The following is a 9,045-nucleotide window of genomic DNA, read 5'->3' as shown; positions in this document are numbered from 1 at the left end:
GTCGCTGCACAGTGGAAAACCTGATTGCGCTGCTGGTAGCGGCGCCACTGCTCGGAGCGGCCGTACTGCTGTGCGGCGGACGGCGGTTGGACCGTGTGGGCCATCTGCTCGGCACGCTGCTCTCGGCCGCCTCCTTCGTCATCGGCGTCCTCCTCTTCACCGACATGCTCGGCAAGAGCGCCGACGACCGCACCTTCACCCAGCACCTGTTCAGCTGGATCCCGGTCGAGGGCTTCCAGGCGGACGTCTCCTTCCAGCTGGACCAGCTGTCGATGACGTTCGTGCTCCTGATCTCCGGTGTGGGCACGCTGATCCACATCTACTCGATCGGGTACATGGAGCACGACGAGCGGCGCCGCCGCTTCTTCGGCTACCTGAACCTGTTCCTCGCGGCGATGCTCCTCCTGGTCCTCGCCGACAACTACCTCCTCCTGTACGTCGGCTGGGAGGGTGTGGGCCTCGCCTCGTACCTCCTGATCGGCTTCTGGCAGCACAAGCCCAGCGCGGCCACCGCGGCGAAGAAGGCCTTCCTGGTCAACCGCGTCGGCGACATGGGCCTGTCGATCGCCATCATGCTGATGTTCACGACGTTCGGGACGTTCGCCTTCGCGCCGGTCCTGAAGGCGGCGGGGGAGCACCAGGGCGGCGGCGCGACGCTGACGGGCATCGCCCTGATGCTGCTGCTCGCCGCGTGCGGCAAGTCCGCCCAGGTGCCGCTGCAGTCCTGGCTCGGTGACGCGATGGAGGGCCCGACCCCGGTCTCCGCCCTCATCCACGCCGCGACCATGGTGACCGCAGGTGTCTATCTGATCGTCCGTTCCAGCACGGTGTTCAACGCGTCGCCGGACGCGCAGCTCGTCGTCGTCATCGTCGGATCGGTCACGCTCCTGTTCGGTGCGATCGTCGGTTGCGCGAAGGACGACATCAAGAAGGCGCTGGCCGGCTCGACGATGTCGCAGATCGGCTACATGGTGCTGGCCGCGGGCCTCGGCCCCATCGGCTACGTCTTCGCGATCATGCACCTCGTGACGCACGGCTTCTTCAAGGCGGGCCTCTTCCTCGGCGCCGGTTCGGTCATGCACGGCATGAACGACGAGGTGGACATGAGGAAGTACGGCGCCCTCAGGAAGTACATGCCGGTCACGTTCGTCACGTTCGGGCTCGGCTATCTCGCGATCATCGGCTTCCCTGGTCTGTCCGGCTTCTTCTCCAAGGACAAGATCATCGAGGCCGCGTTCGCGAAGGGCGGCACGGAGGGGTGGATCCTCGGCTCGGTGGCCCTGCTCGGCGCGGCCATCACCGCGTACTACATGACGCGCGTGATGATCATGACGTTCTTCGGTGAGAAGCGCTGGCAGCCGACAGCGTCTGACAGCGGCTCCGCCGCGGGGTCGGGCCACGAGCCGCACCCGCACGAGTCGCCGAAGTCCATGACGATCCCGATGATCGTGCTCGCGTTCGGATCCGTCTTCGCGGGTGGCTTCTTCAGCATCGGTGACCGCTTCCTGCAGTGGCTGGAGCCGGTCACCGGGCACAGCCACGGGGACGCGCCGATCAGCGCCACGACCGTCACCGCGGCCACCATGGTGGTCCTGGTGGTCGGCGTGGTCGTGGCCTACCTCCAGTACGGCCGCCGCCCGGTCCCCGTCGTCGCCCCGCGCGGCTCGTTGCTCACCCGGGCCGCCCGCCGTGACCTGCTCCAGGACGACTTCAACCACGTGGTCCTGGTGCGCGGCGGCGAGCACCTCACCCGCTCCCTGGTCTACGTCGACCACACCCTGGTCGACGGAGTGGTCAACGGGACGGCGGCCTCGGTCGGCGGGCTCTCCGGCCGGCTGCGCAAGCTCCAGAACGGCTACGCCCGCTCGTACGCCGTCTCGATGTTCGGCGGTGCGGCACTCATCGTCGCCGCGACCCTGCTGATGAGGGCGGTCTGATAGCAATGTCCTTTCCTCTGCTGACAGCGACGGCGGTGCTCCCCGCCGTGGGAGCCATCGCCACGGCTGCCGTCCCGGCCGCGCGGCGCACGGCGGCGAAGTGGCTCGCGCTGCTCGTCTCGGTCGCCACGCTCGTGCTGGCCGCGGTCGTGCTCGTGCGCTTCGAGCCCGGCGGTGCCCGCTACCAGCTCACCGAATCCCACCCCTGGATCAAGGACTTCGGGGTGCGGTACGAGCTGGGTGTGGACGGCATCGCGGTGGCGCTCATCGCGCTCACCGCCCTCCTGATCCCGTTCGTGATCCTCGCGGGCTGGCACGACGCCGACCCGCAGGAGACCGGGAGTTCGAGGTGGCGGCCGACGCAGGGCTTCTTCGCCCTGATCCTCGGTGTCGAGGCGATGGTGATCATCTCCTTCGAGGCCACCGACGTCTTCCTCTTCTACATCTTCTTCGAAGCCATGCTCATCCCGATGTACTTCCTCATCGGCGGCTTCGGAGACCGCGCCCACTCGGGCAGCGACGAGAACGCAGCGACCCAACGCTCATACGCCGCCGTGAAGTTCCTCCTCTACAACCTCGTCGGCGGCCTCATCATGCTGGCGGCCGTGATCGGTCTCTACGTGGTGGCGGGGAACTTCTCGCTCCAGGAGATCGTCGCCGCGCGGGCGAACGGTTCGCTGCACATGGCGACCAGCACCGAGCGCTGGCTCTTCCTCGGCTTCTTCTTCGCCTTCGCGGTGAAGGCGCCGCTGTGGCCGCTGCACACCTGGCTGCCGAACGCGATGGGGGAGGCCACCGCCCCGGTCGCCGTCCTCATCACGGCGGTGGTCGACAAGGTCGGCACGTTCGCGATGCTCCGCTTCTGCCTCCAGCTCTTCCCGGAGGCGTCGAAGTGGGCGACGCCGGTCATCCTCGTACTGGCCCTCATCAGCATCGTCTACGGTGCGCTGCTCGCGGTCGGTCAGCGGGACATCAAGCGCCTGGTGGCGTACGCGTCGATCTCGCACTTCGGGTTCATCGTCCTCGGCATCTTCGCGATGACGAGCCAGGGCCAGTCGGGCGCGACGCTCTACATGGTCAACCACGGGATCTCGACGGCCGCCCTGATGCTGGTGGCGGGCTTCCTGATCTCGCGCCGCGGCTCGCGCCTGATCGCGGACTACGGAGGCGTGCAGAAGGTCGCCCCGGTGCTCGCCGGCACGTTCCTGATCGGCGGCCTCGCGACCCTCTCGCTGCCGGGCCTCGCGCCCTTCGTGAGTGAATTCCTGGTCCTGGTCGGCACGTTCTCGCGCTACCCGGTGATCGGGATCATCGCGACCTTCGGCATCGTGCTCGCCGCGCTCTACACGCTCGTCCTCTACCAGCGGACGATGACGGGCCCGGTGAAGCCGGAGGTCTCGGCCCTGCCGGACCTGCGGGTGCGTGAACTCGCGGTGGTCGTCCCGCTGATCGCCGTGCTGATCTTCCTGGGCGTCTACCCGAAGCCGGTCACCGATCTGGTGAACCCGGCGGTCAAGCAGACCCTGTCCGACGTACACGAGAAGGACCCGAAGCCAGCGGTGGAGGCGGCCAAGTGAGCGCAGCAGCCGTCCACAGCCTGTGGACAACGGCGGCCACGTCGCCGCTCAAGGAACAAATCTCGAAGATCAACGCGCCGAAGATCGAGTACGGCCAATTGTCGCCCACCCTGATCGTCATCGGGGCGGCGGTCCTCGGGGTCCTTGTCGAGGCGTTCCTGCCGCGCAAGTCCCGTTACTACGTCCAGGTGTTCCTCGCCGTCGTCGCCCTGGCCGCCGCGTTCGCCGCGGTGGTCGGACTCGCGGCCGGCGGGTACGGCACCACGAAGGCGCACATCGCGGCCATGGGCGCGATCTCCGTCGACGGCCCGGCCCTGTTCCTCCAGGGCGTGATCCTGCTGACCGGCCTCGTCGCGATCTTCACCTTCGCCGAGCGCCGCCTGGACCCGGAGGCGCACGGCAACCGCGTCGACTCGTTCGCCGCGCAGGCCTCGGCCGTGCCCGGCAGCGACAGCGAGAAGGCCGCCGTGAAGGCCGGGTTCACCACCACCGAGGTGTTCCCGCTCGCGCTCTTCGCGATCGGCGGCATGCTGGTCTTCCCCTCGGCGAACGACCTGCTGACGCTGTTCATCGCCCTGGAGGTCTTCTCCCTGCCGCTCTACCTCCTGTGCGCCGTGGCCCGCCGCAAGCGGCTCATGTCGCAGGAGGCGGCGGTCAAGTACTTCCTCCTCGGTGCCTTCGCCTCGGCGTTCACCCTGTTCGGCATCGCCCTCCTGTACGGGTACGCGGGCTCGGTGTCGTACGCGACGATCGCCGACGTCGTGGACGGGTCGATCCAGAACATCGACCCGGCGCTCGCCGACACCATGGGGAACGACGCGCTGCTGCTCATCGGCGTCGCCATGGTCGTCATGGGTCTGCTGTTCAAGGTCGGCGCCGTGCCGTTCCACATGTGGACCCCGGACGTCTACCAGGGCGCGCCCACGCCGGTCACGGGCTTCATGGCGGCCGCCACGAAGGTCGCCGCCTTCGGCGCCCTCCTGCGGCTCCTGTACGTCGTCCTGCCCGGCCTGCGCTGGGACTGGCGGCCGGTCATGTGGGCCGTCGCGATCATCACGATGCTGGGCGGCGCGATCGTCGCCATCACCCAGACCGACATCAAGCGGCTCCTCGCGTACTCGTCGATCGCGCACGCCGGATTCATCCTCGCCGGTGTCATCGCCACGACGCCCGACGGCATCTCGGCCGTGCTCTTCTACCTGGGCGCGTACTCGTTCGTGACCGTCGGCGCGTTCGCCGTGGTGACGCTGGTCAGGGACGCGGGCGGCGAGGCCACGCACCTGTCGAAGTGGGCGGGTCTCGGGCGCCGCTCGCCGCTGGTCGCGGCCGTCTTCGCGGTGTTCCTGCTCGCCTTCGCCGGCATCCCGCTGACCTCGGGCTTCGCCGGAAAGTTCGCCGTGTTCAAGGCAGCGGCGGAGGGCGGCGCGGGCGCGCTCGTCGTGGTCGGTGTGATCTCGTCGGCCATCGCGGCGTTCTTCTACATCCGTGTGATCGTGCTCATGTTCTTCAGCGAGCCGAAGGCGGACGGCCCGACGGTCGCCGTGCCCTCGCCGCTCACCATGACCACGATCGCGATGGGAGTGGCGGTCACGGTGGTGCTGGGCCTCGCGCCGCAGTACTTCCTGGACCTGGCGAACCAGGCGAGCGTGTTCGTACGGTAACCGCGCCGCGTACGGTCGTCACCGCCCGGTGTCCCCGCGAGGGGGCGCCGGGCGGAGGCGTTCCGAGCCGCGGTGGAGGGCGCGTCCCCGGGGCCCGGGCCGGGAGGTGACTTCGCCCCCAGCCTGTGGATAACTTTTCGGGCTGTCGGTGCGGAGCCCTATCGTGGCAGCAGTGGTCGAACCACACAGCATGGACGTACGGGGGACAGGGCGATGAATGGGATCGGTGGCATGAGCGAGGTGACGGAGCCCGGCGTGGCGACGGCGATGCGCGGCGGCGCGCTGGAGACGCTGCACCGCGTCTTCGGATATGACGCGTTCCGCGGTGAGCAGGAAGCGATCATCGACCATGTCGTGGACGGCGGGGACGCCGTCGTCCTGATGCCGACCGGCGGCGGAAAGTCCCTGTGCTACCAGATCCCGGCCCTGGTCAGGCCCGGCACGGGCGTCGTGATCTCGCCCCTCATCGCCCTCATGCAGGACCAGGTGGACGCGCTGCGCGCTCTCGGCGTCCGCGCCGGGTTCATGAACTCGACGCAGGACTTCGACGAGCGCCGCACCGTCGAGGCCGAGTTTCTCGCGGGCGAGCTGGACGTCATCTATCTGGCGCCGGAGCGGCTGCGCCTCGACTCCACGCTCGACCTGCTCTCCCGCGGCAGGATCTCCGTCTTCGCGATCGACGAGGCGCACTGTGTGGCGCAGTGGGGGCACGACTTCCGCCCGGACTACCTGGCCCTGTCCGTCCTCGGCCGGCGCTGGCCGGACGTCCCGCGCATCGCGCTCACGGCGACCGCGACACACGCCACGCACCAGGAGATCACCCAGCGCCTGGGCATGCCGGACGCGAAGCACTTCGTGGCGAGCTTCGACCGGCCCAACATCCAGTACCGGATCGTGCCGAAGGCCGACCCGAAGAAGCAGCTCCTCAGCTTCCTCAAGCAGGAGCACGAGGGCGACGCGGGCATCGTGTACTGCCTGTCGCGCAAGTCGGTGGAGGCGACGGCCGAGTTCCTCAGCCGGAACGGCATCGAGGCGGTCCCGTACCACGCGGGTCTCGACGCGGGCACCCGCGCGGCGCACCAGTCCCGCTTCCTGCGCGAGGAGGGCCTGGTCGTCTGCGCGACCATCGCGTTCGGCATGGGCATCGACAAGCCCGACGTCCGGTTCGTCGCGCATCTCGACCTCCCGAAGTCGGTCGAGGGCTACTACCAGGAGACGGGCCGCGCCGGGCGTGACGGGCTCGCGTCCACGGCCTGGATGGCGTACGGGCTGCAGGACGTCGTCCAGCAGCGGAAGCTGATCAACACGGGGGAGGGCGACGAGGCGTTCCGGCGCCGGGCGGGGTCCCACCTCGACGCCATGCTGGCGCTGTGCGAGACGGCGCAGTGCCGCAGGTCCCAGTTGCTCATGTACTTCGGGCAGGAGTCGCAGACGGCCGGCTGCGGCAACTGCGACACGTGCCTCTCGCCGCCGGAGACCTGGGACGGCACCGTCGCCGCGCAGAAGATCCTCTCCACGGTGGTGCGCCTCGACCGGGAGCGCAGACAGAAGTTCGGCGCGGGTCAGATCATCGACATCCTGATGGGCCGGCGCACGGCCAAGGTCATCCAGTTCGACCACGACCAGCTCTCCGTCTTCGGCATCGGCGAGGACCTGAGCGAGGCCGAATGGCGGGGCGTGGTGAGGCAGTTGCTGGCCCAGGGGCTCATCGCCGTCGAGGGTGAGTACGGGACGCTGGTGCTCACCGAGGACAGTGGGAGTGTCCTCGGGCGGCAGCGGGAGGTGCGGCTGCGCAAGGAGGCGCCCCGGCCCGCCACGTCCCGCTCGGCCTCGCGCGATCGCAAGGCGAAGTCGCCCGCGGCGGACCTGCCGGAGCAGTTGCTGCCCGTCTTCGAGGCACTGCGCGCGTGGCGCGGCGCGCAGGCGAAGGAGAACGGGGTCCCGGCGTACGTCATCTTCCACGACGCGACGCTCAAGGAGATCGCCGTCCAGCACCCCACGTCCATCGGCCAGTTGGGCGCGATCGGCGGCGTCGGCGAGAAGAAGCTGGCGACGTGGGGCGAGGGTGTCCTCGAGGTCCTGGCGGGCCTGGACGGCGCCGGTTCCGGCGGCGACTCGACCCCGACCGGCTCCGGCGCCGCCACGGAGGCGGCGGCGCCGGAAGAGCACTGGCCCGAGCACGAGCCGGAGCCGGAACCCGACGACATCGACTGGTGACGGTGCCTCAGCCCGTCATCGCACGGGTGCCCCCGGCCCCAGCGGGATCCCCAGCAGCCACCACACGAAGAACAGGACCGTCCACACGACGAGCATGCTGAGCGCCACCGGCAGCGTGCAGGAGACGAGCGTCCCGATCCCGGCCCGCTTCTTGCGGGTCTGGATGAAGCCGACGGTCAGCATGAAGGTCGTCGACATCGGGGTGATGGAGTTCGTGCAGGAGTCCGCGATCCGATACAGCGCCATGGTCGTCGCGGGGCTGATGTGCAGCAGCATCAGCATCGGCACGAGGACGGGCGCGACAAGGGCCCACAGCGCCTGCCCGCTGGTGATCAGCAGGTTCATGCAGGCGACGGCGGCGATGAGGAGGGCGAAGAGGACGAGCGTCGGAGCGCCCGCGTCGCGGATGACGTCGGCGCCGCGCACGGCGACGTACGTACCGATGTTGGTCCATTTGAACAGCGCCACGAACTGCGAGACCGCGAAGAAGATCACGAGCAGCGGTGCGATGGAGCGCAGGCCGTCCGCCATGAAGGCGGGCACGTCGTGGTTGGAGCCGATGGCCCCGGTCAGGCGTCCGTAGACGAAGCCGATGACCAGGAAGAACAGGGCGAGGAAGACGGCGATGTTGTCGAAGAGCGGGGATTCGACGATCGCGCCGTCGGGGGCACGCAGTGGCGAGCTCCGGGGCAGCAAGGCGAGCGTGACCAGACCCCAATAGGCAAGCGCGGCAACGCCGGTGAGCTTCAGCGCCCGTATCTCGCGGGAGCCGGGAGCCGGGCGGGCCGATTCGACTGCGGCCTCGGCGTCGTCGGGCAGCAGCGTGTGTTCCCGGCGGGCCAGGATCTTCTCGGTGACGTAGGTGATGACGAGCGCGAGGACGATCGCCGAGACGGTCGTGAAGTACATGTTGTCCGTCGGGCGCACGGAGGTGTGCGGGGAGACGGTCTGGGCGGCCTCGGTCGCCATCGCGGCGAAGGCCGCGTCGCCGGGGGCGATGAGGGGGTTGGCGTCTCCGGCCGCGTTGATGGAGACGAACGCGACGATCATGCCGAGGACGGGGGAGCGGCCCACGGTCTGGAACGCGATCGCGCCGAGTGGGATCAGGATGATGTAGGCCGAGTCGGAGAGGAACTTCGACAGGGCGCCGGCGAGGGCGACGGCGAGCACCACGTACTTCGCCGAGACCCGCGACAGCGACTTCACGGCGAGCGCCTCGAACAGGCCGGTGCGCTCCGCGACCGCCACGCCGAGCATCACGATCGTGACCGTGCCGAGCGGCCCGAACGTGACGAAGTTCTGCTCGACGGAGGAGAGGAACTCGCGGGCACCGTCCACGGTGAGCACGGTCCGCACGGCGACCAGCTTGCCGGTGCCCGGGTCGGCGACGCCGAGCGCGCCCTCGGCCATGCCCCAGCTCGCGACGGCTGTGACGGCGAACAGGATCCAGAAGAGCCAGAAGGGGTGCGGCAGGCGATTGCCCGCCCGTTCGATCCCGCCCAGGAATCTCATGAATCCGTGCGGGGGCGCGGGTGCTGCGGCAGGGGCGTCCACGGCTGCCATCGGTCCCTCCTTCTGTCGTACGTCTGCTGGGGGGTGGTCTGCGGTGCGGCGACCCTACGAGCAGCAGGAAGGAGTCTGACCAGGGTTACC

5 protein-coding genes are annotated in these 9,045 nt (G+C 69.2%); 4 read left to right on the top strand and 1 reads right to left on the bottom strand.

What is annotated here, in order from left to right; all coding sequences use genetic code 11:
* Positions 1-11 precede the first annotated feature (11 nt).
* The 4 genes from nuoL to recQ all read left to right on the top strand — a co-directional run bounded on the left by nuoL (position 12) and on the right by recQ (position 7,392).
* On the top strand, positions 12-1,937 hold the full coding sequence (nuoL, locus tag ACFC96_RS39260) for an NADH-quinone oxidoreductase subunit L (RefSeq protein WP_376265729.1): 1,926 nt from the start codon (positions 12-14) through the stop codon (positions 1,935-1,937).
* Between the two features lie 5 nt (positions 1,938-1,942).
* A complete protein-coding gene (locus ACFC96_RS39255; RefSeq protein ID WP_376617105.1) occupies positions 1,943-3,514 on the top strand; it encodes an NADH-quinone oxidoreductase subunit M in 1,572 nt (523 codons plus the stop codon).
* Positions 3,511-5,175: an NADH-quinone oxidoreductase subunit NuoN gene (gene nuoN, locus ACFC96_RS39250; RefSeq protein ID WP_376617103.1), complete on the top strand. Its 1,665-nt coding sequence runs from the start codon at positions 3,511-3,513 to the stop codon at positions 5,173-5,175. Before ACFC96_RS39255 ends, nuoN begins: the two co-directional genes overlap by 4 nt.
* Before the next feature lie 231 nt (positions 5,176-5,406).
* The gene (recQ, locus tag ACFC96_RS39245) at positions 5,407-7,392 is read left to right on the top strand and encodes a DNA helicase RecQ (RefSeq protein WP_376617101.1); all 1,986 of its coding nucleotides are present in this window, start codon (positions 5,407-5,409) and stop codon (positions 7,390-7,392) included.
* A gap of 15 nt (positions 7,393-7,407) precedes the next feature.
* Here the strand turns inward: recQ and ACFC96_RS39240 are convergent, their stop codons facing one another.
* Positions 7,408-8,955 carry an AbgT family transporter gene (locus tag ACFC96_RS39240; protein ID WP_376617099.1) on the bottom strand — a complete coding sequence of 516 codons (1,548 nt, stop codon included), beginning with the start codon at positions 8,953-8,955 and terminating at the stop codon, positions 7,408-7,410.
* Positions 8,956-9,045 lie beyond the last annotated feature (90 nt).

Origin of the sequence: Streptomyces sp. NPDC055955, assembly GCF_042270245.1 — a bacterium.
Lineage (GTDB): Bacteria > Actinomycetota > Actinomycetes > Streptomycetales > Streptomycetaceae > Streptomyces.
The sequence above is the reverse complement of the archived record's forward strand: the minus strand, read 5'-3'. Positions and strand labels throughout refer to the sequence as shown.

Bases quoted from the DNA above. Each gene is read 5' to 3' on its own strand.
- ACFC96_RS39255 (WP_376617105.1), top strand. From the start codon at position 1,943: ATGTCCTTTCCTCTGCTGACAGCGACGGCGGTGCTCCCCGCCGTGGGA.
- recQ (WP_376617101.1), top strand. From the start codon at position 5,407: ATGAGCGAGGTGACGGAGCCCGGCGTGGCGACGGCGATGCGCGGCGGC.
- ACFC96_RS39240 (WP_376617099.1), bottom strand. From the start codon at position 8,955: ATGGCAGCCGTGGACGCCCCTGCCGCAGCACCCGCGCCCCCGCACGGA.